Annotated in this window: 20 protein-coding genes; 11 read left to right on the top strand and 9 right to left on the bottom strand. The window is 38.8% G+C overall.

Going from position 1 to position 26,371, the window contains the following annotated elements:
* Nucleotides 1–7: 7 nt before the first annotated feature.
* Nucleotides 8–1,219, bottom strand: a complete 1,212-nt coding sequence (locus CYO92_RS06155; RefSeq protein ID WP_103589070.1) for an ankyrin repeat domain-containing protein — start codon at nucleotides 1,217–1,219, stop codon at nucleotides 8–10.
* 36 nt (nucleotides 1,220–1,255) lie between these two features.
* Entirely contained in the window at nucleotides 1,256–3,841 is a 2,586-nt protein-coding gene (locus tag CYO92_RS06150; RefSeq protein ID WP_103589069.1) for a bifunctional aconitate hydratase 2/2-methylisocitrate dehydratase, read from the bottom strand.
* Nucleotides 3,842–3,967: 126 nt separating this feature from the next.
* Between CYO92_RS06150 and CYO92_RS06145 the strand changes: the two genes are divergently transcribed.
* Nucleotides 3,968–4,426, top strand: a complete 459-nt coding sequence (locus CYO92_RS06145) for a methylated-DNA--[protein]-cysteine S-methyltransferase (RefSeq protein WP_103589125.1) — start codon at nucleotides 3,968–3,970, stop codon at nucleotides 4,424–4,426.
* A 489-nt stretch (nucleotides 4,427–4,915) separates the two neighbouring features.
* Here CYO92_RS06145 and lon read toward each other — a convergent pair whose 3' ends face one another.
* Both lon and CYO92_RS06135 read right to left on the bottom strand, forming a co-directional pair.
* Nucleotides 4,916–7,333, bottom strand: coding sequence for an endopeptidase La (gene lon / locus CYO92_RS06140; RefSeq protein WP_103589068.1), 2,418 nt, complete (start codon nucleotides 7,331–7,333; stop codon nucleotides 4,916–4,918).
* A gap of 8 nt (nucleotides 7,334–7,341) precedes the next feature.
* Nucleotides 7,342–7,989, bottom strand: coding sequence for an outer membrane protein assembly factor BamD (locus CYO92_RS06135; protein ID WP_072594822.1), 648 nt, complete (start codon nucleotides 7,987–7,989; stop codon nucleotides 7,342–7,344).
* Nucleotides 7,990–8,101: 112 nt separating this feature from the next.
* Here CYO92_RS06135 and fliW point away from each other — a divergent pair, with 112 nt between their 5' ends.
* The 6 genes from fliW (at nucleotide 8,102) to hpf (ending at nucleotide 15,495) form a co-directional block, all read left to right on the top strand.
* The gene (gene fliW / locus CYO92_RS06130) at nucleotides 8,102–8,485 is read left to right on the top strand and encodes a flagellar assembly protein FliW (RefSeq protein ID WP_054196362.1); all 384 of its coding nucleotides are present in this window, start codon (nucleotides 8,102–8,104) and stop codon (nucleotides 8,483–8,485) included.
* 60 nt (nucleotides 8,486–8,545) lie between these two features.
* Nucleotides 8,546–12,763 carry a hypothetical protein gene (locus CYO92_RS06125; protein WP_141089766.1) on the top strand — a complete coding sequence of 1,406 codons (4,218 nt, stop codon included), beginning with the start codon at nucleotides 8,546–8,548 and terminating at the stop codon, nucleotides 12,761–12,763.
* A complete protein-coding gene (locus tag CYO92_RS06120) occupies nucleotides 12,757–13,452 on the top strand; it encodes a type II secretion system protein (RefSeq protein WP_103589066.1) in 696 nt (231 codons plus the stop codon). Before CYO92_RS06125 ends, CYO92_RS06120 begins: the two co-directional genes overlap by 7 nt.
* Nucleotides 13,449–14,465 carry a type II secretion system protein gene (locus tag CYO92_RS06115; RefSeq protein WP_223315357.1) on the top strand — a complete coding sequence of 339 codons (1,017 nt, stop codon included), beginning with the start codon at nucleotides 13,449–13,451 and terminating at the stop codon, nucleotides 14,463–14,465. Before CYO92_RS06120 ends, CYO92_RS06115 begins: the two co-directional genes overlap by 4 nt.
* Nucleotides 14,465–14,887, top strand: coding sequence for a hypothetical protein (locus CYO92_RS06110; RefSeq protein WP_103589064.1), 423 nt, complete (start codon nucleotides 14,465–14,467; stop codon nucleotides 14,885–14,887). The genes CYO92_RS06115 and CYO92_RS06110 overlap by 1 nt, the downstream gene beginning before the upstream one ends.
* 80 nt (nucleotides 14,888–14,967) lie before the next feature.
* Nucleotides 14,968–15,495 carry a ribosome hibernation-promoting factor, HPF/YfiA family gene (gene hpf / locus CYO92_RS06105; protein ID WP_021090930.1) on the top strand — a complete coding sequence of 176 codons (528 nt, stop codon included), beginning with the start codon at nucleotides 14,968–14,970 and terminating at the stop codon, nucleotides 15,493–15,495.
* Between the two features lie 464 nt (nucleotides 15,496–15,959).
* Here the strand turns inward: hpf and CYO92_RS06100 are convergent, their stop codons facing one another.
* Nucleotides 15,960–16,502 (bottom strand): DUF1523 family protein, encoded by a 543-nt coding sequence (locus tag CYO92_RS06100; protein ID WP_103589063.1) that lies wholly within the window; start codon nucleotides 16,500–16,502, stop codon nucleotides 15,960–15,962.
* Between the two features lie 71 nt (nucleotides 16,503–16,573).
* Nucleotides 16,574–18,805, bottom strand: a complete 2,232-nt coding sequence (locus CYO92_RS06095) for a nitric-oxide reductase large subunit (protein WP_103576753.1) — start codon at nucleotides 18,803–18,805, stop codon at nucleotides 16,574–16,576.
* 197 nt (nucleotides 18,806–19,002) lie between these two features.
* Here CYO92_RS06095 and CYO92_RS06090 point away from each other — a divergent pair, with 197 nt between their 5' ends.
* From CYO92_RS06090 to CYO92_RS06075, 4 genes are all read left to right on the top strand, one after another.
* Nucleotides 19,003–20,058, top strand: a complete 1,056-nt coding sequence (locus CYO92_RS06090) for an ABC transporter substrate-binding protein (protein WP_103589062.1) — start codon at nucleotides 19,003–19,005, stop codon at nucleotides 20,056–20,058.
* A 3-nt stretch (nucleotides 20,059–20,061) separates the two neighbouring features.
* Nucleotides 20,062–21,069, top strand: a complete 1,008-nt coding sequence (locus CYO92_RS06085; RefSeq protein ID WP_103589061.1) for a FecCD family ABC transporter permease — start codon at nucleotides 20,062–20,064, stop codon at nucleotides 21,067–21,069.
* Complete coding sequence (locus CYO92_RS06080; protein ID WP_103589060.1) at nucleotides 21,069–21,842, top strand: ABC transporter ATP-binding protein; 774 nt, start codon at nucleotides 21,069–21,071, stop codon at nucleotides 21,840–21,842. Before CYO92_RS06085 ends, CYO92_RS06080 begins: the two co-directional genes overlap by 1 nt.
* Before the next feature lie 82 nt (nucleotides 21,843–21,924).
* Nucleotides 21,925–22,131, top strand: a complete 207-nt coding sequence (locus CYO92_RS06075; protein ID WP_072594813.1) for an excalibur calcium-binding domain-containing protein — start codon at nucleotides 21,925–21,927, stop codon at nucleotides 22,129–22,131.
* Nucleotides 22,132–22,201: 70 nt separating this feature from the next.
* Here CYO92_RS06075 and recG read toward each other — a convergent pair whose 3' ends face one another.
* The 3 genes from recG to CYO92_RS06060 are packed head-to-tail and all read right to left on the bottom strand — an operon-like array spanning nucleotide 22,202 to nucleotide 26,285.
* Entirely contained in the window at nucleotides 22,202–24,019 is a 1,818-nt protein-coding gene (gene recG, locus CYO92_RS06070) for an ATP-dependent DNA helicase RecG (protein WP_103589059.1), read from the bottom strand.
* Nucleotides 24,009–25,238 (bottom strand): M16 family metallopeptidase, encoded by a 1,230-nt coding sequence (locus CYO92_RS06065; RefSeq protein WP_103589058.1) that lies wholly within the window; start codon nucleotides 25,236–25,238, stop codon nucleotides 24,009–24,011. The genes recG and CYO92_RS06065 overlap by 11 nt, the downstream gene beginning before the upstream one ends.
* Entirely contained in the window at nucleotides 25,239–26,285 is a 1,047-nt protein-coding gene (locus CYO92_RS06060; RefSeq protein ID WP_103589057.1) for a dehypoxanthine futalosine cyclase, read from the bottom strand.
* Between the last annotated feature and the right edge of the window lie 86 nt (nucleotides 26,286–26,371).

Here is a 26,371-nt window from a genome sequence, read left to right as displayed (position 1 = left end):
ATTTTTCCTAATTGAAATTTGGTTTTAAACCCAAATTTTCTAAAAATTTGATCGTTTTTTCGTTTTGTTCTTTCATGGCATAGTCAAGCGCGTTAAATCCAGCGTCATCAGTGGCATTGATATCAGCGCCGTTATCTATCAAAAGTTTTAAAATTTCTGGCGTTGCATGAGCTGCTGCATGCATAAAAACGCTTCTATTTGTATGTTCTAGACCGCATGTATCTTCAACTTGCGTCATACCCAAATTTATCATATTCATCTTGGTATTTTCATCTATGTAGCTCTCGTTGGCATTGGCACCATTTTTTAGCAAAAGCTCACAAAGTGGCTTATCGCTAAACTGCACAGCATAAAAAAGTACACTTTTTCCAAAGAAATTTTTGTGATTTACATCGGCTTTATTTGCAAGTAAAATTTTTACATTTTCTATATTTTTTAAAGCAAAAAATAGAGGCGTCTCATCGCCCAAATTCACATCGGCCCCACGCCTTATGATCTCTTTTATCATATCGCTACTTTTTTCGTTTAAAAGCGCGATATTAAGTAAATTTGTAAGCTCAGCGGTACTGAAATTTTTCGAGTAGAGCAAATTTGCTAGCTCATCGGAATTTATCCTTTGAGCCATCATATTTTGCTCAGGTGTTAAAATTTTAGCTTTATTTACACTTTTACCGACACCAAAAGTCAAAAACTCATTTACCACGCTAGTTGCGTAGTAAGCGGCACTTGGCGTATCAAGTCCAAGGCTTTCATAAAATTTTACAAGCGGAGTTTGAGCGTTTTTGTAAGCTTCGATAAATTTTTTATATTTTAAAAAATTAAATAAGCTCTCGTTTGCCCAGTATCTAAGATACTCCATTCTAGCATCTTTTTCGCTCTCAGCAACCTCTGGCTTTGCAAGCTCTTTTTGATAAAACTCGGGAGCAAATGATGCTTTTAGCAAAAGCCATCTAAGCTTGTTTAAATTTTCTTTATAAACTCTATCGCCAACGCAGCTTTGAGACTCACTTCTCACAGCCACACTCGCATCAAAAAGCTCTTTTACCTCTTTTAAATTTAAAAGCGAACCATCACAGTAAAATAGTCTCTCATTCGCGTAAGCAAGATCGTTTGGAGTAGTTTTAAAGCTCTCTTTTTTGGCAAGATCACTGCACTCTAAAGCGTGTAAATTTATAAAAGAACAAACGCTAAAAAAGAGAAAAAAAACTACTTTTTTCATCAAAGCTCCTTCAAATTTCGCGATATTGTAACAAATTTATATGCTAAACTCGCTTATTTCATTAAAATTTAGATATTTATAAATTTCATCTTTATTTAAGCTAAGACTATCTTTTACTATCTTTTTATATTCATCTACACTTGGTAAACGCCCAAATAGCGCACAAACAGCGGCTAGCTCGGCACTTCCTAGATAGACCTTCGCACCCATACCCATTCTGTTATCAAAATTTCTGGTTGAGGTAGAAAAGACAACGGCATTGTCATTAACTCTTGCTTGATTACCCATACAAAGCGAGCAGCCTGGCACCTCCGTCCTTGCGTTTAATCTTTTAAAAATTTCATAAACGCCTTCATCTTCAAGTGTACTTTTATCCATCTTTGTCGGCGGTGCTATCCAAAGCCTAGTTGTAAGCTTGCTCTCACGCTCCAAAATTCTAGCTAGTGCTCTGTAATGGCCGATATTTGTCATACAGCTTCCCACAAAAACTTCATCTATTTTATGCACTCTTTTATTATCAGCTAAAATTTCACTTAGCGTTGCCACATCGTCTGGGTCATTTGGACAAGCCAAAATCGGCTCATCTATCTGAGCTAGATCAATCTCCAAAATTTCAGTATAGCTTGCGTCCTTGTCGGCTCTTAAAAGAGTTGGATTTTCAAGCCACTTTTGCATTTTTTCTTTTCGTCTAAGCAGAGTCTCGCGGCTCTCGTAACCAGCTTTTATCATCGCATCAATTAGCGCAACGTTTGATCGAACATACTCCACAACGCTATCAACGCTTAAATTTACCACGCAAGCCGCTGCCGAGCGCTCAGCCGAAGCATCGCTTAGCTCAAATGCCTGCTCTACTTTTAAGCTCTCTAACCCCTCGATCTCTAAAATTTTACCCGCAAAAATGTTCTTTTTATTTTTCTTTTCAACGCTTAAAAGCCCTTTTTTAATCGCAAAATAAGGTATCGCATTGACAAGATCGCGAAGTGTCACGCCCTCTTTTAGCTCGCCTTTAAATTTGATTAAAACCGACTCTGGCATATTTAGCGGCATCATGCCAAGCACCGCTGCAAACGCCACTAGGCCGCTGCCCGCTGGAAAGCTGATACCAATAGGAAATCTCGTGTGACTATCTCCGCCAGTGCCCACCGTATCAGGCAGTACCATGCGGTTTAGCCAAGAGTGGATGACGCCATCGCCTGGTTTTAGACTCACACCGCCACGTAAATTTATAAATTTTGGTAAGCTCTCATGCATCACAAGATCGCTTGGCTTTGGATAAGCGGCCGTATGGCAAAAGCTTTGCAAAACAAAATCCGCGCCAAAACTAAGGCTAGCAAGCTCTTTAACCTCATCTCTAGTCATCGGCCCAGTCGTATCTTGCGAGCCAACAGTTAAAATTTCTGGCTCCACGTATGCACCAGCTCTCACGCCAGCCTTGCCACAAGCCTTGCCAACCATCTTTTGAGCGAGTGTATAGCCACCGCCTAGCTCTTTTGGCTGATCTGGCTTTATGAAGATCTGCTCCTCACCAAGCCCCAAGGCCTCTCTGGCCTTTTTTGTCACTTGACGTCCTATCATAAGTGGTATCCTGCCACCCGCTCTTATCTCGTCGCTTAGGGTGTTTGGGCTAAGTTTAAAATTTGCCACGAGCTTTTTCTCGCTGCCAATAAGCTTATAAATTTCGCCTTCAAATGGATAAATTTCTATCTCATCGCCCATTTCTAGCTCATTTACGTTTGCAACTATCGGCAGTGCGCCACTATCTTCAGCGGTATTAAAAAATATAGGAGCTATGGTCGTGCCTATCGCCACACCGCCCGTTTTTTTGTTTGGCACGCCCTCGATCTCATCGCCAAGGTGCCACTGGATCGAGTTTATACCGCTCTTTCTGCTGCTGCCAGTGCCAACCACGTCACCAACATACGCCACTTTTTTACCACGAGTTTTAAGTTCTTTTAAAATTTCTAAACCCTCAGGCATCTTTTTAACAAGCATTGCTTTTGCGTGAAGTGGTATGTCAGCCCTTGTGTAGGCCTCGCTCGCTGGACTTAGGTCATCAGTATTTGTCTCACCTGGTACTTTAAAAACGACTGCGTTTATACAGGTTTCGATTGGCTTTTTATGCGTAAACCACTCTGCATTTGCCCAAGAAACAAGCACCTCTTTTGCAAATTTATTGTTGCTACTTAGTTTTACTATCTCGTCAAAATATTCATGAACTAGGATGATATTTTTTAGCTCATTTGCCGCAGCATGTGCGATATTTTCATCGCTATTTTTTAGAGATCGCACCAAAATTTCCACGTTATATCCACCAAGCATCTTGCCTAAAATTTTAATAGCACGCATCGCGTCAAGGCCGTTAACAGCAAGCCCGTCTATTACTTCACCAAGAAATGCTGCCTTTATCTTCGCTGCATCATCAACGCCTGGATTGATACGAGTTTCAAGCAAATTTATAAGAAATTTTAGCTCGCTTTGTGCCTTTTCGTCGCAACTAGACTTGCTGGCAAGTTTTATTAGCTCGCAAATTTCGCTTGTTTGCTTGGCATTTAGCGCAAGCGGTGGCACGCCCTCTTTTTCTCGCTCGCTCACATGTTTTTCGTAGTCGGTAAAAAAGCTCATGAAATTCCTTTGTGGTTTTTGCTCGTTATTTTTAGTCTAAAATCGCTAGTTTTGCTTGCATTTTATCAAAAAGCAAAACAAACTAAAGTAAAATTTGTCCAAATTTTCAAATTTCAAGGAGCAAATATGTCAAAAGCTTACCTAAAATCGCCTATCGGAATTTTGGAGATCATCGCTAGCGAAAATGGAATTTGTGAGATAAATTTTGTAGATAAATTTGAAAAAATTTCAGTAAAAGATGAAAATTTAAAGCTTTGTCTTGATGAGTTAAAAGGGTATTTTGAAGGCAGGCTTAAAACTTTTAGCATAAAACTTGATATAAAAACAACTAATTTTAGAGCAAAAATTTACGAGGCTTTACAAAAAGTACCATACGGAGAAACGACCACATACGCAGCCCTTGCACTTGCCGCAGGCCACAAAAATGCCTACCGAGCAACAGGATCAGCCAATGCTAAAAATCCAGTGCCTATCATCGTCCCTTGTCACAGAGTGCTAGCTAGCAGTGGGCTTGGCGGCTACTCGGGTGGAGATGGCTTGCCAACTAAAATCTGGCTTTTAGAGCATGAAGCAAAGCATAAATAGCTAAAAATTTACAGCAAAATAAAAGTCCGGCAAATTTTAAAATTTACAAGCGAACATTTCTAAAATTTATCAGAGCATTTGAAACACATGCAGTGCTTTAGAGCCATTGAATGCACCTTGAACGTGATGGATCTAGCGGATTTAAAAAGGAAGATAAGAGGACAGCCTCGTAATTCAAGCCACATTGTCTCTCTTTTGAATAAAAAGTAATTTACAAATTTAATCAAGCCATCTTTACAAATTTTAAAATTTCATTCACTCGCAAGAACTAAAATCTAAATTCGCTTACCGCTTAGCTCAAATTTTAGAACCGAAATTACTCATTCATGAAATTTTAAAATTTATTTTTCTCTAGTGTGCTGCATGTGCTTATAATGTTTAAATTATTAATTGTCTTTATACGTTATATGGCTTTTTGTTTGGATTCTAGAATCGTAAAAATTTTATAAATTTCCTAGCCCCAAGTGAGATGTGAGGCCAGAAAAAGGATTATTTTTTAGCTACAAGAGCATTTTTTAGCACATCATCGATCGTATCTACGGCGATGATCTTCATATCAGCTTTTACTTCGGCTGGGATATCGACAAGGTCGCGGTCATAATTTTTACGAGGTATCAGAGCTGTTTTGATGCCAGCTTTGTGAGCGGCTATAAGCTTTTCTTTTAGTCCGCCAATAGGTAAAACCCTGCCAGTTAGCGTGATCTCGCCAGTCATTGCGATGTCGTGTCTTACCTTTGTATCAGTTAGTATCGATGCGATCGCGGTTGCCATCGTGATGCCAGCACTTGGGCCGTCTTTTGGTACAGCACCCTCTGGCACGTGCAAGTGAAGATCGTAGCGTCTATAAACATCGCTAGCTTCAAGCTTACGCTTATCGTCATCTAGTTTTGGCACGATAGTCATCGGTACTTTTATTTTTTTGTTGTCTATTAGCACTTTAACAACACTAAATGCGATCTGAGCGCTCTCCTTCATCACGTCACCTAGCTGACCGGTGATCTGCATACTGCCTTTACCCTGGATCCTGATAGCCTCGATCCTTAGCACGTCACCACCGACACTAGTCCACGCGAGGCCATTTACTAGACCTATCTGATCTTTTTTATCCGCTGGCTCGATCTCATAAACCTTTTTCTCTAAAAATTCTTTCAAATTTTTAGCCGTGACGCTGATCTTGCCCTCATTCTTTTTGGTGAGGATGTTTTTGGCGACTTTTCTTAGTATATCAGCGATCCTGCGGCGTAAATTTCTCACACCACTCTCTCTTGTGTAGTCGCTGATAATTAGCTCAAGTGCCTCTTTGCTGATGCTCACATCGCTTGGTTTTAGCCCGTGCTTTTTAAGCTCCTGAGGCAAGAGATATTTTTTAGCGATCTCAAATTTCTCTTGTGGAGTGTATGAGCTAAGCTCAATAAACTCCATCCTGTCACGAAGTGCAGCTGGTATCATGCTCACATCATTTGCTGTAGCGATGAAGATGATCTTGCTAAGATCGATGTTGAAATTTAAGTAGTAATCTCTAAATTTATTATTTTGCTCTGGGTCTAAAATCTCAAGTAAAACAGCGGTCGGATCACCTCTGTAGCTTCTGCCAACCTTGTCGATCTCGTCTAAAACAACCACTGGATTCATCTGCTTGGCTTCTATGAGCCCTTGCACGATGCGGCCTGGCATAGCGCCTATGTAGGTGCGGCGGTGGCCTCTTAGCTCGTTTACATCCTCAAGTCCACCAAGAGCGATCCTAACCAGTTCACGCTTTAGCGCCTTTGCGATCGAGTTTGCAAGGCTGGTTTTACCCACGCCTGGAGGGCCTGCAAAGCATAAAATAGCGCCATTATTTACCTTTTCGCCAACACCTCTAAGCTCCAAAAGTTCACGCAAGGCAAAATACTCCTCTATGCGCTCTTTTGGCTTCTCTAAGCTGTAATGATCGGCATTTAGGTGCTTGCTCACTTCGGCGATAGAGGACTTTTTCTTAGCTATGTTTTCAAATGGAATTTCAAGTACCCAGTCGAGGTAGCTTTGCAAGGTATTTGCGTCAGCTGAGTCTGGGTGCATACGACTAAGCTTATCTATTTGTTTTTTGATCTCTTTATAGGCGTCCTCAGCCATAAATTTCTTCTTCGCATCAAGCTTTTTGCGGTACTCTTCAAGCTCCTCTTCACGGCTCGTATCCGCTCCAAGCTCAGCTTGGATTTGCTTTAACTGCTCCTTTAAAAAGTACTCTTTGTTTGTCTTATCGATCTTTGAATGGACTTTATTTTTTATCTCTTTTTGAAGCTTATTTGCCTCGATCTCTTCGATAACATAGTCGATGAGCTTTAGTAGGCGTTGCTCTAAATTTTCCTCGACAAAAAAGCTATATGCGATCTGTTTTTTTAAGCGAAGTGCACTTGAGACGAGATCGCAAACCCTGATCGCCTCAGCGCTCTCTTCGATCGTTTTTAAAAGATCAGGCGGGAAAAAGTGGCTAAACTGCGAAAGCTCTCTTACTTTTTCTCTTAAAACTACGATTAATGCGTCAGTTTTGACCTGCGATGGGCGCTTTACGTGGAGCATATCAACGATACCGCGGAGTGGATTTATGCCTGATTGCTTTGAAATTTTACCTTTATCAATACCCTGAAATAGCACCTTCATGCGTCCATCGGGTAGTGGCACACGGCGCATTATCGTGCCAATAACGCCAGCATCATAGATACCATCAAAGTCTCTAGCGCCGTCTTGCTGAGGCTTTGTAGGCACGACAAGGATCGGCGTCTCTTCTTGTATGGCAAGTTCAAGTGCCTTTAAATTTTCATCGTCGCTTAAAAAAAGCGGAGTTATCATAAATGGGTATAAAAATAGCTCGTCCTCAACAATGATAGGAATTTCAGTTGGGAAGCCTTTATTTTCGTTTATTTGCAAAATTTCTCCTATTCAAACAGTTTTCTATACCATGCTACATCAGGCTTGATAAGATCTGAGTTTCTAAACGGTGACTCTTCAAGTTTTTGCTCGTAAATTTTAGCCGAAACATCACGACCAGTCCTATTGTAAAGATCAGCTATTTGCATATCTAGGAAGTAAAGTGCGAGTTTGAATTTGATAAGCATAGTCTCAATAAGTGGCTTATATTCAGTATTTGGATACATATAAAGAAATTTCTCGATCTCTGTTACGCTATCTTCCATAAGCTTTTGGTTGCGGTTTGGCTGAGTAAATGAGTCAAAATTTGCTTTTATCTTTAGATACTGAGCAAATTCTGTTTTTGGGCCGTTGTCGCCGTATCTTTTGATATACTCGTCAAGATAGTGATTTGCCATTAGATACTCTTCGTCATTTGCGTGAGCTTGGGCAAGGATAAGTAAAATTTGCTCCAAAAGTGGACTTGCTACGTGTTCGCTTGCCATTGAAACATAGTGTTTATCGGCCGCTTCAAGATCACCGTCTTTTATATCAGCTATAACCTGAGCATACCACTCATCAGGAGTTAGATTGTAAAGCTCGGTATATTTTTCAGCACAACCACTAAAAAGCCCCAAAAGAGCTACAACTGCTAGAAATTTAGAAAATCTTTTCATGCTTTTCCTTAAAAAGTTTAAATCCTCGTATTCTACATTTTTTGCTATTATTTTTGTATAAATTTTTTAAAACTATGCTAAAATAAGGCAATTTTACAAAACAGGAGTTAGTATGATTTTTAGTGTTAAAAGCCCTATTTTAGGCTTTGAGCATATCAAAACGATGGAGTTAATTGAACTTGATAAATTTTTTGTTAAGCTAGCAAGCAAAGATGATGAGACATCTTTTACAATGATAAATCCTTTTGCATTAAGAAGCTACGAATTCGATATTCCAAGCTATTATGAAGATCTTATGGAGATTAAAGAAAGCTCTCAACTTAGAATTTATAACATTATCGTTGTTGCACTCCCGCTTGAAAAATCAACTGTAAATTTTATAGCTCCTATCGTTTGCAATATGGACAATATGACCTTATCTCAAGTAGTTTTAGACATTGCCAAATATCCTCAGTACGGGCAAGCTGAAATGATAGAAAATTTTATACAAAAATAGTAGCTAAAAGCTTTTAAAAATCTAAGGATAGATTTTTTATTGTTATTTAGAGGATTTGTTGTGAAGATAGCATACTTACTATGTTTTATTGTCACATTTGGTTTTTGTGCACCCAGAGCTTGTACGACAGCAGAAGCAGCATCTATTGGTTGTAGTGGAGCAAATTATTCTTGCTTTATAGACGCTGAAGGGTACCAAGACAACTCTTCTAAAAATATCCCACATTGTATAAGAAAATCTGATAGAACTTGGACGATAGATACCAATAGCTTTTCTTCAGGCTTAGCACAAGACCACTATCATATTTACGTTGAGCAATTTTCTCCATGGAATAAACGATCATTAATAGGTATGTGGGATGATCACTCTAAAGGCTTAAGACAAAGATCAATAAATGGAAATCTAAATACCAGAGTAAATGGAGATATAGCTACCATTGGTGCTACTATTATGATTCCACAATATGCTGGATATAATTTTGTTCCAGATCCATCTAACGTAACAAGAACATCATCTACAGCCGATAGAATATTTTTAGATACTGGTAATTTTTCGCCTAGCAATTACACACTTTGCCAAAAAACATATATTTATAATCCTAGCAAGTATCCTTATTGTAAAAATTCATCCTCTTCCACGTTTGATTTTAGTGAGAAAAATACCTTTATAAAAAATAATTTAAAAGGTAAAAACGTAGTCTATGCCAGGCTTTACTGGGGTGGCTCTCTTTATCAAAACTGGGCAATAAAAAATCTTGGGTCAAATTTATATGTAAGTGCTTTAAATTACATAAAAGGATATAGTAGGATTGATTTTAAAGCTCCTGGAAAGAGTGTGATCACAATAGATGCTGATCCAAAAGATGTCTTTTGGTTTGGCTCATTTAGTGAGTATAAACCAAAATCAATGACTCTTGAATCATATAATCAAAACGAGTCTAATAGCTACTATGTAAAGGCTGGAATAAACTACCAATATGTAGCAAGTGCTGATGTAACAGATATAGTTAGAGATTCTCTTGGTACTAGTGAGTCAGATAGGACATTTTATGCTGGCAATATCAGATCCACTACGATTCCCTTTAGTGATGAATTTATAGACCCAAATGATGGCACATATAAGGTAAACAACTCTACTAATAGAAAACTAAAAAAAACATACGGCACGCTACTATTCTCACCAGTTCAAGGGCAAAATGGCTACTGGATACAATCCATCGCACCACAATTTGCAGCTTGGAGCTTGGTTATCATTTATGACTTTGATGATAAAACTGCCGCAGCAAACAATATAGAGCCAAAGCTTGTTAGTATATTTGATGGGCTAGAAAGACTTGCAGCAGACTGGATGAAGTCAAGCGATCCATTTGGTACTGTAAAAAGCTCAACCATAGATGTAAAATTTGAAAATATCTACACACCAAAAGCAGGAAATATAGATGCTTCGCTCACAATGTTTTCCTTTGGCGGCAAGCCAGAAACAAAAGGTGAAGATATCAAGATAAAAAAAGGTGGCAGCTATCAGAGTATCACCAGCGGATATAACGCACAAGGCGATCAGTTTAACTCAACTATGACAAAATTTGGACAACTTATAAATCCAGGTAAAAAATTTCACTCTCAAGCAGACTTAGATATATTTGATATATCAGACAAAATGTCATATGCTCAAAAAGAAGCAGATATAAAATTTACAGTTACAACAATTAAAAGCTCAGGCAGTGCTAATGTTGTAAGCGCTGACCGTATAAATTTGGCCATGGTAGGCTTTTCTTCTCGTATATATAAACCAGATGTTTGCTATATGGAATATATTTATGCAAAAAAACCTAGCGATAGTACTTTTACAAAGGTGCAAGAAAATACCCCAACAGTAGTGCCAGCAAATACTATTTTAAAAACTTTCGTTGAAGTTACAAACAATACTAATGAAGCCGCCCAAGACTTTGCACTAAAAGCTACAATAGATCCAAGCCAAATTTATAATCCAAACTCAACTTACATATACGCAGATAAAGCATCACAAGGGCCCAGTGATCTGCTTACTATGTCAGGACAGGTACACTATAACGACAACACAGGCCTGCAGCAATTAAGCGGAAATGACTTAACTTTTTATTTAGGACAAGGTGCTGCTGCAAATAAGGGTGGAGAAATGCTAATTCATCAAGGCAACTACGCTTATGCCATATATGAAACTACCCTTAAGTCTAAATTTGAGCCAAATAGTTACAAAGCAACGGTTGCAAATGCTGATATAAATTTACAGCCCTATGACACATATATAAGAAGATGTAGCAATCAAAATTACAACATTACTTTAGGCGTTAGTGCCAGTCCAAATAATTTCGTCGCAAGCAATAGACAAGACGATGGCTCGGCAACTTTTAAAACTAAATTTAAAAATAGACTTCTAACCAAAATCGTTTCTACGCCATTTAATGTCTATATCACAAACTATGATACAGATGGCAACAAAAAAGTACCAGATGCTCCAGTAGATGTAAAAGTAGAGTTGGTTGAGTCTTGCAGTGCTCCAACAAATTTATATGAACAAGATATAACATTTAATGGCGTAACTGATATTTTGTTATCAGGCATTAGTATTGATAGAGCCTATAAAAGCGTAAAATTTAGAATTTCTCATCTTGATCCAGCAACAAATACTACAAAGGTTGAATGCGAAAAATTAGATGATTTTGCTATAAGACCAAGTCACTTTAGGCTATGGGATACTGACAAGAATACGATCAATAATAACAATGTTTTAATAGGCGGCAAAGCTTATAACAACATTGCTCTTGCGGCTATGAAACCTCTTGATAGTGGCTTAGCAAATGGTTATATAAATAACATAAGTGGCTCAAATGGAGAGATAAAACTTGTACCAGCATATAGTGCGACTTGCGATCCTAGCATTATAGAGAGCGAGAACAAACTAAGCGTAGATTTTAACGATCCAAATAAAGCATTGGGTAAAATTTTCCGTCACACATCAAGTGGACCTGTTGGCTTTTCTTACTCAGATATAGGTGATACATATTTTTATGTATTAGACAAAGACTATACAATAACTGATCAACATACACCATCAAGAGCTGATGATTGTGTAAAAAACTCAATTAGCAACGATCCATCACAAGACACTGCTCAAGAAGGAAGGATCGGATGTAGTATAAAGCTAGAAGGCAATAGAGATTATTTATTTAGACCAAAAGATATACAAATAAGCAAGTTAAAGATAACAAAAGATAACGATATAACATACCTTGATAATGAAGGCATACAAAAAGCAAAGCTTGACTTTGAAGTAACTGCTAGGCTGTTTAACGATGACCCTGCAAAGCTTTATAATGAAGATTGCTATGCAAAAAATATGAACTTTGATATAAAGCTAGATAGAGTTCCTTTAAATTTTACAGATAACGATGGCAATGCCGGCACATTAGCAAAAGCAAATGAAGAAATTTTATTTTTTGAAATTCCTGGCTCAAACACTAGAAAAGCAATAGATCCAAGTGCTACAAAATCAACATTTTATGTAGAGAAAAATACTTTTTTAAATGGCGTAGGCAAAGGTGAAGTGTATTTTAATTTCGAAAGAAAAGTAAATCATGCTAAAAATCCTTTTACTATTTCAAGTAATGATTTTAGCTTTAGCGGTATGTCAGACAGCACCGATACAGTAAAAAAATATGAAAAACCAGCAACAGAAACGACAGCAAAATTTTACTTTGGTAGGGTTTATGCACCATTTTATGAAGGGCTTTATAGCGGTTTTTATGCCAAAATTTATTATGGTGCCTACTGCGATGGATGCAATAAAAATATCTATATGAAAGATAATGGCAAACTATGGCAAGACTTTCCAGCTGCACCATTTTGGGCTACCAATCCAAAACATAGCGCAGGAGCACTTAACTATCATGACTTTAGCTTTACAAACACTTATAGCGGCACTGTTTTAAGAAATGATGTAAGCAGCATAAGCAATGGCGAGCAAATAATTTTTATAAGAAACCCTTCGGCAGTTACTGATGTGGCTAAAATGAGAGCACCTAGTTGGCTTCTTTATAGTGAATTTGATGAGAAACCTGAAACAAATAATTTCAATCTAAATTTTCTAGTACCAAATGGCGAATGGGCTGGTAAAGTCCTAAAGGGCAATAATATAGAGGATAAGACAAGCGGCGCAGTTGGAGGTTTTATAGGAGTAAAATCTAATAGTGATAGTAACCTAGATATAAGTGACAAGACAAACAGGAGAATAGAGTGGTAAAAAGAGGTGGCTTTTCATTGATAGAGCTTATCTTGTCAGTGCTTGTAGTAGCCATAGTAAGTGCAAGCTTGCCACTAGCAGTAAGAACTACTTCAAATTTAAGCGAGCAGTCCTTAATGCAAGAAGGACTAATGAATGCTAAAACTTATATGTCATTAATATTAAAAGCACCATTTAGCGATCAAGTCTTAATAGCAGGTAAAAATACCATGCCATCTTCTATAACTACTCAAGAGGCTATAATTTTTCCTCTTATTATCTGCGACCAAGGGGCAAATCCGGATTTTTATGAAAAAAGCGGTGTAAAAGGTGAAGGACATAGGATACTTGCGTATCCGGTACAAAATTCATCTGCATGCGCCATAAGACCTAGTGATTCAAAGCTTCCAGAATCAATCAAAAGCGTAAATTTTAAAGTAAAGTCTATCAAAAATTTCAATACTCAAAAATCCATCTCGCCAACTGCTAGCACTACCAAACGTGACTTTATCATAGATACAGAAACGACTCCAACTATAACAAATGGAGCTGATAAATTTGTAGTTAGCACTCCTTTAAACGATAGTGACGTTTTACAGATAAAGCTAGATACGACTATGAAAACTACAAAAGAGAGCAAAAGCGTACTTTATGGATATGCCTTTAACATAGGTGAAAGTAGCACTCTAAGTGTAAAAGAATGGAAATGAAAAAAACAAAAAAAGCTTTTACATTAATTGAGCTAATAATAGTCATCACCGTACTTGGCGTTATCTCACTTATGAGCTTTAACACGCTTATGAATTTATATCAAAACTATTTTCAAAGCAAAGTAATAAACGAACTAGAAACACAAAGCGAAATCGCTCTAGAACAAATTTCAATGCTACTTAGCCACAGAATCAAACAAAGCGTTATCGCTAGGAAAAAAAATGGAGATTACCTAGCTCTAAATGATAGTGGTGTAAATTTAAGTAGCGACTTTGAAATTTTAGAATTTATCCCAGCTGCTTATGAGCTATTTGATGGCATCAACGAATATAAAGGAGATGATACTAACGGAGATCCCATCTTTGAAGAAGGTATATATAGTGGATATGTAGATCTTGCAAATAGCTCTATTGCAAATGGATTAAAAAGCCCTGGAAGTAAATTTAATGACGCTTTTAGAAACGGCGTAATGGACTTAACCTGCGAAAATGATAGCAATGAAGAAGATGTAAATAGCGGCTCTAGGTGCATAAACGCCGATAATGAAAATGGTGGTTTAGTAGCGATATTTTCTAGCATACTTTATAGAGTTGGTAGCAGCTTTGGCTATCAAGAAATTTTAGACCAAAGGCACTTAGACATCGCAAAAGTAGGCATACAATCAATCGACACGCTTAAGATTTCAAGTGACTTTAAAAATAAAAAAATTTCAGAGCAGTATAAACTAGCCTACACAGCCATTGCCATAGCACCAGCTGAGCAAAGTGCCGAGGATATACAAAACGGCTCTTTTGATCTTAAAATTTACTACAATTATAGGCCATGGCTAAATGAAAGCTTTAAAAAATTTAGCTCAACATCTACAAAGGCTATCAAAGCCGAAAGTGCAACGCTAGCTAAACACGTAACAAGATTTGTCTTTACAGAAAAAAATGGTGTCATCGCGCTAAAGCTTTGCCTTAAAGCAGAAAAATCAGAAATAACCATTTGCAAGTCAAAGGCAGTTTATTAATGAGAAAAGGATTTACATTAATAGCGGCGATATTTTTTCTAGTTGTGGCAGCTTCTATCAGCACTCTTGCCCTTTCGATAGCTAGCACATCAGCTAGACAAAGTAGTGAAATTTATCTAAGAGAGCAAGCGCAACTCGTTGCTCAAGCAGCAGCAGAGTATGCGATGTTTGAAATTTTTAGAACTAATTTCTCAAATAAATGCTTAGATAAAGTAGATGGAGAATTTAACGATATGTTCGACTTTAAAGTAAAAATAACTTACTTTGGCGATATCGGTATATGCACTCCACCGACCATCATGCCAGGAACAAACGGAGTCGCAAGTACTGGCAACATGATCTTTGATGTTTTTGTAACATCAAAAGATAAAAAAACGCCAAATCCTATAAATTTTCACAAACGAACTCTTCAGAAACTTTAAAATTTTATAAAGATTTTAGTTTAATTTGTTTTTAGTTTTAGCGTGTTATAATCATCTTACTTTCTATAAAGGAGATTACGATGAACATAAGCATTGTAGGAAAACAATTTGAGCTAACAGAGCCAATCAAAAACTATATCCAAGACGCTTTTGATACTCTTGGCAAATACAATCTCGACATCATCTCAGCAAGATGTGTTGTAGCAGCCGATGAAAAACAAGGCAAAAAAGGTTTTAACGCAGAATTTTCTCTAAATATGGCCCATAAAGACACTATAGTCGTTCGCCAAAAAGATAAAGATCTTTATGCTGCGATCGATCTTGCTATCGAAAAAGCATCAAAAGTTTTAAGAAGAGAGCATGATAAGAAATTTACTGTTAAAGGCAAGGCTGACGATAAAGAATTTCGCTCAAGAATAGGCGAGGAAAAGATCGAAGGCGTTGAAGAGATCGTGCCTATGGAGCTTGAAATTTATAAACCACTTGAGGTCGAAGAAGCACTTGAAAAACTAAAATCAAGCGATAAACAATTTTACGTATTTAACGACGTTGACGCAAAAATGCGTGTAATCTACAAAAGAACAGACGGAACTTTCGGTCTTTACTAAAACTAGGGGTAGCTTTGCCCCTTAAATTTATGTTAATCTACTATAAATTTTCTTTCTGAAATCTAAAAACCCTATTGCAAAAACTACTGTGCCGGCAAATGGCTTTAAATTTTCAAAAATAGAATAGAGATATCCTTGTGTGAAATAGACGTAGATACAAGGTGGCTTTCGTGCGAGTCATTTTAGAAGATCTTGGCGAACTAATAAACTAGGTTGTAGCTAGTGAAGAGCGTAGCAAAAAAGTATATGCCATAAAAAAGTGGGTGATTTTCTCAAAAATAATTGTAAGCATCAAAATATGGAATTTTTTTATGGACTGGAAAAGCGTATGGAAATACGACAAATAGCGCAACAGAGCAAACGAGCTAAAAATACTTGATAGCACTAGAAATTTTTAAGGATAAAAGAGAGACAAAGCTCTCTTTTTAATTTTTAAAATATCAAATAGCTAAAACAAATGTAATCTATTTCTCTAAATTTTCACTAGTTTTTGGTCTAAAGGCCTTATTTATCTTTCTTATCCAAATGATTAGCGAGATAAATAAGATAAAGTAAAATATATAGCTAGCTACCGGCCAACTAGTATCTGTGCCGCTTTCTTTTAGTGAGATGATATTTCTAAACTCTTGAAGCATAGAAATTCTATATCCATAATATTTTACAGTTACGTTTTTATCGCTATTTGCAAAGCCTTGAGCCTTAGCTTGTACATCAGCTGAGTTAAATTTAAAATAAAACGGAAATCCCCATGCAGTATCTTCATTTCTATAAGCCATGACTTTATTTGAATTATTAGAATCTTTAGTGTAGATAAAATAAACATCTCTGGTAGGGCCATCAGCCGGATTTTTAGCATCGATGATACCATCTTTGTCCATACGTTTGACATCGCCACCTGTGATTTGCACATTTGCATAGTGTGGAAACGAATAATCAACTACAAGAGCTAAAAAAGAGTGTAAGAGTACGATAAAAATAACGCAAATTCTTTTAAAAAATGTAATCATTTCTTTCCTTTTAAATTTGCGTTATTTTATGAAAAGATAGCTTAATAAAGGGGCAAAATACCCCTTTAGTTTTAAGCTTTTTTATTAAGCATAAATTTTAGAAGTTGTGCAAGGAAGCTGATTCCACCGATTATTAAAATCGTATCACCAATCATTCTTACCCATCTTAAATTTTGTAAGTGTGATTGTTGTAAAAGTTCAGCGCTTCTTGCATACCACATGCCTTGCTCTAGGCTTGCAAATGCTTGATAAATTCCTATTGGAAGTAGTGAAAGCACGATCATTAGCATAAGGCCTATATTTAAGCCCCAAAAGCCTACTTTCATAAGTTTCTCGTCAAATTCTTGACCTTTGAATAGATAAGTAGCCACTAGCCAAACAAATCCAAGTGCCAAAAATCCATAAACACCAAATAGTGCAGCATGTCCGTGGACTGGAGTCGTATTTAGGCCTTGGATATAAAATAGTGAAATCGGAGGATTGATTAAAAATCCAAATACACCAGCGCCTAGCATATTCCAGAAAGCAACTGCGATAAAGCAGTAAAGTGGCCATTTTAATGTCTTAGCCCAAGTTTGAGCAAACTGAAGTCTGTAATGCTCATAAGCTTCAGCACCAAGCAATACAAGAGGAACTACCTCAAGTGCTGAGAAGCTAGCGCCAACTGCCATTATAGGTGTTGTAGTGCCCGCAAAATATAAGTGGTGGAAAGTTCCTGGAATTCCGCCTACTAAAAAAAGTGATGCACTCGCAAGTGTTGAGAACGTAGCAAATCTCTTTGAAACAAGACCAAGACTAACAAATACAAAAGCAAGTGAAGCGGTAGCAAATACCTCAAAAAAGCCTTCAACCCAAAGGTGTACAACCCACCAGCGCCAGTATTCCATCACTGGAAGTGGACTTCTTTGACCATAAAATAATCCTGCTCCGTAAAATAATCCAACTGCAACTGCTGAAGCTGCAAAGATAGCAAGTAAATTTTTGTCACCTTTGTTCTTAAATCCGCCGATAAATCCGCGAAGTAAAAGTAGCATCCAAATGACAAGGCCAACAAATAAAATAATTTGCCAAACACGTCCAAGCTCGATATATTCGTATCCTTGGTGTCCAAACCAGAAGCTTAAATTTATAGGCATAATATTTGCGATCGCTAAATACTCACCAGCAAAACTGCCAACTACAAGGATTAGTAGTGCGTAAAATAATAAATCTACGCCAAGCTTTTGGAATTTTGGATCTTTACCGCCATTTATAATAGGTGCTAGGAAAAGACCGCCTGCTAAAAATCCTGTCGCAATCCAGAAAATACTAGCCTGAATGTGCCATGTTCTAGCAAGTGAATAAGGAATATAAGCTGATAAGTTTATACCGTAAAATTCTTGTCCTTCGACTGTATAGTGAGCCGTAAAGCCACCTATTAAAATTTGAAATGCAAAAAGAGCCAAAGTTACAAAAAGATATTTTTTAAGAGCTTTTTGAGATGGAGTTAGGCTTAATTTACTAAGTGGATCTTCGCTAATAGCTTCCAACTTTTCATCATCTTTTTTGCCATAAAAAGAGCTAAACCAAACAAGAAATCCAATACCAGCAATAAGTATTACAACGCTTGCGATTGACCAAAAGATATTTTCGCTTGTTGGTACATTATCGATTAGTGGCTCGTGTGGCCAGTTGTTTGTGTATGTAGCATCGCTGTTAGGTCTATTTGCTGCGGTTGCCCAGGCTGACCAGAAGAAAAAGTTATTAAGATCATCTCTATCAGAAGCATTTGGAAGAGTATTTTCTTTCATCGCATAAGCTTCTCTTAAAGATTTAAACTTAGGGTCATTTCCAAAAAGTGATGAATACTCTTGGCTTACTTGTTTCATAGCCTTTAATCTATCGCTACTAAGTACGATTTTATCGTCTTTTACGCCATTTTCTCGGTACTCTTTTTTAAGTAGAACTTTTAGATTTGCTTTTTGTTCATCATTTAAGTCAGCATATTTTGAGTGGTAAATTTCATCTGCTTTTAACTCTAAAAATATAACTAACTCTTTATGAAGCCAGTCCGCGCTCCAATCAGGTGCTTGATATGCGCCGTGTCCCCAAACAGAGCCAACTTGCATACCTCCTATGCTTTGCCAGGCCTCTTGACCTTTATAGATGCTCTCTTTGTCGATCACGACATTGCCATTCTCATCTGTAAAATTTACAACTGGTGGCGAGCTTCTATAAACCTCAACGCCGTAGTAGCCTAAAATACTAAAGCAAATTACTAGTACTGCAACAAGTGCTAGCCAATACTTTTTGTATTCACGCATTGATTCTCCTTTTTTTAAAAATTTTAAGGCGAAGTTTATCTCATTTTAAAAAAGCAGCTAATGATATATGTCAATAAAAGATATATATTGTCTTAATAAAAATTTTAAAAATTTATGAAATTGGCGGAATTTTACATAGAATTAACCTAAAAATTATTAATATACAGCTTTATATTTTTAAAATAAAGGAAAAAAATATGCAAAGAAATTTTTTGCAAAAAATGGCTAAATTTAGCCTTGTTATTTCACTTTTTATGGCTCTTAGCCTAAACGCAGCTGAGTCTGCTAGAAGCATAACTGACATGCAAGGCGTCAAAGTTGGCGTACCTGAAAAAGTTGAAAAGATCGCTGCTCTTTGGCACGCAAACAACGAGATCATCCTAGCGCTTGGCGGTATGGATAAAGTTGTAGCTACAACCGATCAGATCAAGAAAAACAAGTGGTTCGCCCTCGTCTATCCAAGGCTTAAAAATTTACCAGCCGCACTTGATGGCAAAGATCTTCAGATCGAAGAGCTTGTTAAGCTTGCCCCTGATGTTGTCGTAGTCTCAAGCAAAAACTATCAAGACGAGCTTAGCAAAAACGGCTTTAGCGCTGTAAATTTGATCTTTAGAGACTATCCAGATATGGAAAAAAGTATCTACGCAACAGCTGAAGTGATCGGCACTGACAACGCTAGAGCTATGGCTGATAAACTTACAAAAAATATCCAAGATAACACTAAATTTGTGACCGATAGAACAAAAAACATCCCTGATGCTAAACGTCCAAAAGTGCTTCACTTGCTTGGCGGAGCAAATTTATTAAAGGTTGATGGCACAAAAACTATCATAAATACTTGGATAAATTTAGCTGGCGGCAAAAACGCAGTCTCAAAAGAAGGCTCTATGATCGAGCTAACAGCTGAGGAGCTCATTAACGCAAACCCTGATATCATCATCGTTGGTGGCGCTGATACAGACGAGCAGATCAAAGCTATCAAAGAAAATCCTGCATATTCAGGCTCAAATGCTGTCAAAAATGGCAAAGTTTATGGCAACCCAAAAGGCGTTTTTGGCTGGGATAGATACGGTGCAGAGAGCGCTCTTCAAATTTTATGGGCTGCAAAGACTATCCAACCAGATCTATTTAAAGATGTAGATGTAAAAGCTAAGACAAAAGAGTTTTACAAAGAGTTCTTAAACCACGATCTTAGCGATACAGAGTATGGCTATATCCTAAAAGGTCTAAACCCAGACGGTAGCAAAAAATAATATATGAAAAACGCAAATTTTTCATTAGTTACCATTTTTTTAGCTCTGCTAACGCTTCTTTGCGCCTTTGTCGCACTTTGCGTTGGTAGATTTTACATTTCATTTGGCGATGTATTTAGCGTGCTAGCTCATAGCATTGGTCTGGGAGATGGCGCAGCTAGCAACATCACAAACGTGATAGAAAATTTACGCATCCCTCGCATCATCGCAGCTATCCTTGTCGGAGCCGCTCTTAGCGTGAGTGGTGCGGCCTATCAAGGCGTCTTTAAAAACCAGCTAGTAAGCCCTGATCTGCTTGGCGTCTCAGCTGGTGCTTGCGTGGGAGCAGCAACTGCTATCATCTTTGATCTATCGCTATTTTGGATACAAATTTTTGCATTTGGCTTTGGTTTAGCAGCCGTTGCTATCACGCTAGCCATACCTAAGATGATGGGCCGCTCAAGCACGCTTATGCTAGTTCTTTCTGGTATCATCGTAAGCGGCCTTATGGGCTCAGTGATCGGCTTTTTAAAGTATGTCGCTGATCCTGAGACGAAGCTGCCCGATATCGTCTATTGGCAGCTTGGTAGCCTTGCAAAGCTTGATAGTGAGAATTTAAAATATATAGCACCTGTGATGATCATCTGCGCCATTTTGCTAATCGCAATGAGCTGGCGTATAAATTTGCTCTCTCTTGGCGATGAGAGTGCGGCTAGACTTGGCGTAAATGTCTCATTCGAGCGCTCTATCATCATCATCTGTGCCACACTTCTTACAGCTTGTAGCGTCTGCATAAGCGGTATAGTGGCCTGGGTGGGACTTCTCATGCCTCACTTAGCGCGCATGCTAGTTGGCGCAAACAACATAAGAAGCATGCCTGCAAGCATATTTATGGGTGCGATGTTTTTGCTATTTGTCGATACTTTGGCGCGCAGCATAAGTGTGAGCGAAGTGCCTCTTGGCGTGCTTACTGGCTTTATCGGTACGGTATTTTTCGTCTGGGTATTATGGCGAAATAAAAAGGTTGCGTGATGCTTGAAGTTAAAAATTTAAACTTTAGCTACCCAAATGGGGCTGGCAAACTAGAAAATGTAAATTTAAAGATAGGCGCAGGTGAGATTTTAACCATACTTGGTCGAAATGGAGCTGGCAAATCAACTACTCTTGGGCTAATAAGTGGCTCACTAAAGCCAGTTTCGGGAGAAATTTTTCTTGATGGCAAAAACGTAGATAGCCTAAGTAACAAAGAGCGCGCTAAGATCATGGCGTATGTGGCTCAAAGCGAGGTTACCGAGTATGAATACACTGGACTTGAGTTCATCACGATGGGACGCGCGGCGCACCTTGGTATCTTTGCAAGGCCTAGCAAAGAGGACGAGCAGATCGCTAAAATTTACACCAAAAAGCTTGAGATCGAACACCTTGAAGAGAAATTTATCACTCAAATGAGTGGCGGTCAAAAGCAGATGTGCATGATCGCGCGCGCGATGGCTGCACAGCCAAAGATGATCATATTTGACGAGCCAACGAGCGCGCTTGATTTTGGCAACCAGTATAAATTCCTACGCACCGTCAAATGGCTAAAAGAGCTTGGCTACTCGGTCGTGCTAACCACTCACAACCCTGACTTTGCCGTGCTTCTTGGTGGATATGTGGCACTTGTAAAGGGTGATGGCGAGGTTGGATTTGGCACGGTTGATGAGATCATTAGAAGCGAAAATTTAAGCAAGCTTTACGGACTAAATTTAAACGTGAGCTACATCGACGAAGTAAAAAGAGAGTGCTGTTTAACATATCCTCTTTAAATTTACACTCTCAAAAGAGAAATTCTTTTGAGAGCGCTTTTTTGTATTATTTTTCTTATTTAATACTGCCTTTGGAGTAAAAATGAAAAAAGTAGTTTTGATTTTATTTTTTGCATTGATGGCAAACGCGGCGGATAAATTTGATTGTTCTAAACGCTACTGCAAAGAGATGAAAAGTTGCGAAGAAGCATATCACTATCTAAGAAAATGCGGACGCAGTGGGTTTGACCGTGATCGTGACGGTATACCATGCGAGAATGTATGCAAAGAGCGAAGAGTAGAAAAATAATTTTATTAAAATTTACTCCGCTAAATTTTAAAGCCAACAAAATCAAAAATTTAGATTAAGCCAAAAGCAACTAGGCATTATTTTTAGCAAGTGTCGCCACTCTAGCCTTTGCGGCCTGCGTGATATCATCCTCGTAGTCATAGAAGTTAAAGGTCGCTCCGTGCTGAAAAAAGCCATTTAGTATATCGCCGCTTTGGCGGTTTTTTAGATCAAGCTCCGCCACCTTAAAGCCGTCATTTGTCGCGCAAAATTCTTTTAGCCTTGCTGGTGCCTCTTTTAGCTTGGTAAATAAAAAGCAGTATCCATCGCCGCCGTTTCGCCCCACTCTGCCTCGCAGCTGATGAAGCGTGGCAAGTCCTAGCCGCTCAGCGCCCACGATCACGATAGTATTTAGCCTTGGTAGCGAGATCCCAACCTCAACAACGGTGGTTGAGAGCAAAATTTCGCCCTCTTCTCTAAATCGTCTTAAAATTTCCTCTTTCTCTTTGTCCTTGCCGTGCGTGACGAAGACATTTTTGAAATTCTTTAGCCAAAAGCCCTGTGCCTCGCTTAAACTTTGGTAGTTTGAGCTCTCGCTGCTCTCAACTAGCGGATAGATGATGGCTACTTGAAAGCCACCCGCAAGCTGCTTTTTGATGTGAGTTAGTAAAAAGCCAAACTCGCTAGCGCCTAAAATTTGGCTCGTTATATTTTTCTTAAACGGCATCTGCTTTAAAAAGCTAAAATTTACGATCTCAGACTGGATTAAACTTAGCGTCCTAGGTATAGGTGTAGCTGAAAACTGCACGAAATTTGCTCGCTCATCCTCGTTTGAGGCAAGCTCCTCTATCTTTTTGCGCTGATTTGAGCCAAAGCGGTGCTGCTCATCAACCATGACAAGTGGCGAGTTTGGCAGCTCGTGAAAGAGCAGCGCATGCGTGCCAACGATCAAATTTACCCCGCTAAAGTCTATCTTTTTCTCCCCGCTTCGCACCAGCATCACGTTCATAAAAGCGGGCAGCAGCCTCTTTGCTTCATTATAAATTTGCTCGCTTAAGATGCTTGTTGGCGCCATCAAAATGGCACTTTGCGGATAGACGCTAAGAGCAGCTGCTAGGATCACTAGCGTCTTGCCACTTCCTACATCGCCCATTATGACGCGCCTTTTTGCCTGCACGGCGCTAAGGTCGTCTCTGATGTCATTTATGGCGTTTATCTGATCATTTGTCGGCGTAAATGGCAAGCCCTTAAGCCAAGAGCTTATATCAAAAAGCTTGATTTTTGGGCTTTTAAAGTAGGTTTTTTTGGCACTTAGCTTTTTTATGTAGTTAAAAATTTCTACAAATTTTAATATTTGCACGCCATCATTGTCGTTTTTTAGGTGATATAAAAGTTGTACGCTTTGCTCGTCTAGTCTTTGAAGGTTAGCTAGAAATTTAGCCTCTCGCTCACTTAAGCCCTCGGCTAATAAATTTTGTAAATTTATATATTTTAAAACAAGTTTTTTGACTTCATCATCTTTTAGCTCGGTCTTAAATTTAGGAACTATCTGACCTGTTTTTGTGGTGATTTTTGGATTTACGATCTGCCACGAGCCAAAGGCATAGGAGCAAAGCCCATATATCGCCATCTCTTTGCCAGTCTTAAAAGCGCCGTAGTGCCAAGACTTTGCGTTAAAAATGACGATCTTTACATTACTTTGCCACTGCTCGCAAAAGGCAAGCGCTGTTAGCATGCCAGGGCGCGAGGCGAGCGAGGTGATCTTTACATTTATGCAGACCTGCCCCTCTCTTGGGCTCTTAGCGATCGTCGTATCCTCAAAGCCCTTTGGTAGCACGAGAGCAAGGTCAAGCAGGCTAAGCACGCCTATTTTTAGAAGTTTTGCTCTGTCGCTTGCTTCAAATTTCATTTTTTAGGACGCAAAAACTTAGCCGGTTGATCTCTGCGTGGGCTTTTATGAAGCTATTTAGCTCGCTTAGCGAAAGGGCTGAAATTTTATCCAGATCCTTCAAAAATGCCCCAAGCTCGCCGTGCTCATAAAACTCGCTTTGTGCGATATCAAGGCGTTTAAATAGTGTCTCTAGCCTAAGCGGCAACGAGCCAAGTAAAAATTTCTTCGCCTGCTCAAGCTCAGCCTTACTAACGCCTTTTTTACTAAATTTTAAAATTTCCTCTTTTATAACGGCAATGGCCTCATCTTTTTTCTCGTTTTTTGTCTGCATGTAGCCATAAAGCTGGCTGTAAGAGAGATTTAGCAAATTTCTAGCGTAGGCGCTATAGGCAAGCCCTCTTTTCACGCGGATCTCCTCCATGAGCCTCGAGCCAAAGCCACCCTCGCCTAGGATAAATGTCGCCACTGCAGCCTTGTATTTCTCCTCAGCCTTTACGTTAAATGGCGCACCAAAGTAGATGTATGCCTGCTCGCTTTGCCTAATGATCTCGCTGCTTTCACACTTGTCGCTTGGACTAAAGCGCTCTAACTTTCGCACCTTGCCAGGTTTTAAAATTTCTAAAACGCTAGCAAGCTCTTTTGCCTGCTTCTCGTCGATGTCGCCACCTAGCACGCAAAGTAAATTTGAAAGGTCTAAATGCTCGTTTAAAAATTTGCTCACATCTTCAAGCGTGATCGCTTTTACGCTCTTTTTAGTGCCAATACCTGGCTGAGCAAGAACGCTTTTTGGATACAAAAGCTCAAAAAGTCCCTGCCTTGCTAAGTAGTCAAAGTCATTTTCATTTGCTGCGATCTCGCCAAGTGTGACGGTTTTGCACCTATTTAGAATTTCTTCTGTCAAATTTGGGGCGCTCATGAGCTCTTTTAGCTTGTCGCATGCAAAGGCAAAGTGCTCTTTTAGGCAGTTTAGATCGATGCAAAATGTCTCAAAGCCACAGCTTGCATTTAGGCTGATCGCCCGCACCTCAAGCTCTTTAGCAAATTTGGCCGAGCCTAGCTTTATATCGCCCTCGTTTAGTAAATTTGCACTTAGCCTTGCAAGGCCTGCTAGCTTACCATTTTGCGAGCTACCAGCTGCTTTGAAAACAAGTCTGAGGCTCACTACTGGCATCGCTTTTGAGTTTTCAAAAACGACTGGGATTTTTACATTTTTTACATTGATATCTAAAATTTTCATCTAAAATTTCTCCAAAATATCGTAGTTTGTGTTGCGCTTAGCTGGAATTTCTCCAACATCTTTTATAAGCTCGATCATCTGCTCTTGATTCATCCTAAAACTTGCCCCTGCGGCCTTTACGACGTTTTCTTCCATCATTGTGCTACCAAGATCGTTTGCGCCAAAAAGAAGCGCTAGCTGACCTACGTAGCTGCCCTGCGTGACCCAGCTGCTTTGGATATTTTTAAAGTTATCCAAAAAGAGCCTTGAGACCGCAAGAAGCCTTAGATAGACGTTTGAGCTTTGCTTTTTGATCTCTGGGAATTCTTGCATGAGCTTTGTATTTAGCCCTTGAAAGCTCCAAAGTATAAATGCCCTAAATCCAGCCGTTTCATCTTGTAAATTTCTGATATGCTCCCAGTGCTCTACGATCTCGCGAGTGCTCTCAACCGTGCCAAACATCATCGTAGCAGTTGTCTTTATGCCAAGCTCGTGCGCCTCTTTGTGTATGCGAAGCCAGTCTGCGGTGTCGCACTTTTTAGGGGCGATGATGTCACGAACGCGGTCACTTAAGATCTCCGCTCCAGCCCCTGGCATCGAGTATAAGCCCTTTTCGTTTAGGCGTCTTAAGACCTCTTTTGTAGAAATTTTTGAAACTCTTGCGATGTAGTCGATCTCAACGGCAGAGAAGCCATGTATCGTGATGCTTGGATAGTGCTTGCTGATGTAGCTTACAAGCTCCTCGTACCACTCGATCTTTAGCTTTGGATGAACGCCACCTTGAAATAAAATTTGCGTGCCGCCAATAGCGATAAGCTCCTCGATCTTCTTGCCGATCTCCTCAAAACTTAGCACGTAAGCGTCCTCCTCTTTTGCATGACGGTAAAATGCGCAAAATTTACAATCCACCCAACAAACGTTTGTATAGTTGATGTTGCGATCTACGATAAAGGTCGTAATGCCATCTGGATGAAGCTCCTTTTTTCTAGCTAGCGCCATCTTGCCAAGCTCGTAAAGCGGTGCATTTTCTATAAGATCGATGGCCTCATTTACACTAAGTCTTTTCAAATTTAACCTTTTATTTTGCTTATTTTTGGGCGAGAGTTTAGCCAAAAATGCTTTTAAATATGATAAATCAGGCGTTATGAAAAATT

Origin of the sequence: Campylobacter concisus, assembly GCF_002913715.1 — a bacterium.
GTDB classification, from domain to species: domain Bacteria; phylum Campylobacterota; class Campylobacteria; order Campylobacterales; family Campylobacteraceae; genus Campylobacter_A; species Campylobacter_A concisus_AG.
The sequence above is the reverse complement of the archived record's forward strand: the minus strand, read 5'-3'. Positions and strand labels throughout refer to the sequence as shown.

Coding starts and splice junctions, on each gene's coding strand:
- CYO92_RS06095 (WP_103576753.1), bottom strand. CDS start 18,805: ATGCGTGAATACAAAAAGTATTGGCTAGCACTTGTTGCAGTACTAGTA.
- recG (WP_103589059.1), bottom strand. CDS start 24,019: ATGAAATTTGAAGCAAGCGACAGAGCAAAACTTCTAAAAATAGGCGTG.
- CYO92_RS06085 (WP_103589061.1), top strand. CDS start 20,062: ATGAAAAACGCAAATTTTTCATTAGTTACCATTTTTTTAGCTCTGCTA.
- CYO92_RS06145 (WP_103589125.1), top strand. CDS start 3,968: ATGTCAAAAGCTTACCTAAAATCGCCTATCGGAATTTTGGAGATCATC.
- CYO92_RS06100 (WP_103589063.1), bottom strand. CDS start 16,502: ATGATTACATTTTTTAAAAGAATTTGCGTTATTTTTATCGTACTCTTA.
- CYO92_RS06080 (WP_103589060.1), top strand. CDS start 21,069: ATGCTTGAAGTTAAAAATTTAAACTTTAGCTACCCAAATGGGGCTGGC.
- CYO92_RS06155 (WP_103589070.1), bottom strand. CDS start 1,219: ATGAAAAAAGTAGTTTTTTTTCTCTTTTTTAGCGTTTGTTCTTTTATA.
- CYO92_RS06090 (WP_103589062.1), top strand. CDS start 19,003: ATGCAAAGAAATTTTTTGCAAAAAATGGCTAAATTTAGCCTTGTTATT.
- fliW (WP_054196362.1), top strand. CDS start 8,102: ATGATTTTTAGTGTTAAAAGCCCTATTTTAGGCTTTGAGCATATCAAA.
- hpf (WP_021090930.1), top strand. CDS start 14,968: ATGAACATAAGCATTGTAGGAAAACAATTTGAGCTAACAGAGCCAATC.
- CYO92_RS06110 (WP_103589064.1), top strand. CDS start 14,465: ATGAGAAAAGGATTTACATTAATAGCGGCGATATTTTTTCTAGTTGTG.
- CYO92_RS06115 (WP_223315357.1), top strand. CDS start 13,449: ATGAAAAAAACAAAAAAAGCTTTTACATTAATTGAGCTAATAATAGTC.
- CYO92_RS06135 (WP_072594822.1), bottom strand. CDS start 7,989: ATGAAAAGATTTTCTAAATTTCTAGCAGTTGTAGCTCTTTTGGGGCTT.
- CYO92_RS06075 (WP_072594813.1), top strand. CDS start 21,925: ATGAAAAAAGTAGTTTTGATTTTATTTTTTGCATTGATGGCAAACGCG.
- CYO92_RS06150 (WP_103589069.1), bottom strand. CDS start 3,841: ATGAGCTTTTTTACCGACTACGAAAAACATGTGAGCGAGCGAGAAAAA.
- CYO92_RS06065 (WP_103589058.1), bottom strand. CDS start 25,238: ATGAAAATTTTAGATATCAATGTAAAAAATGTAAAAATCCCAGTCGTT.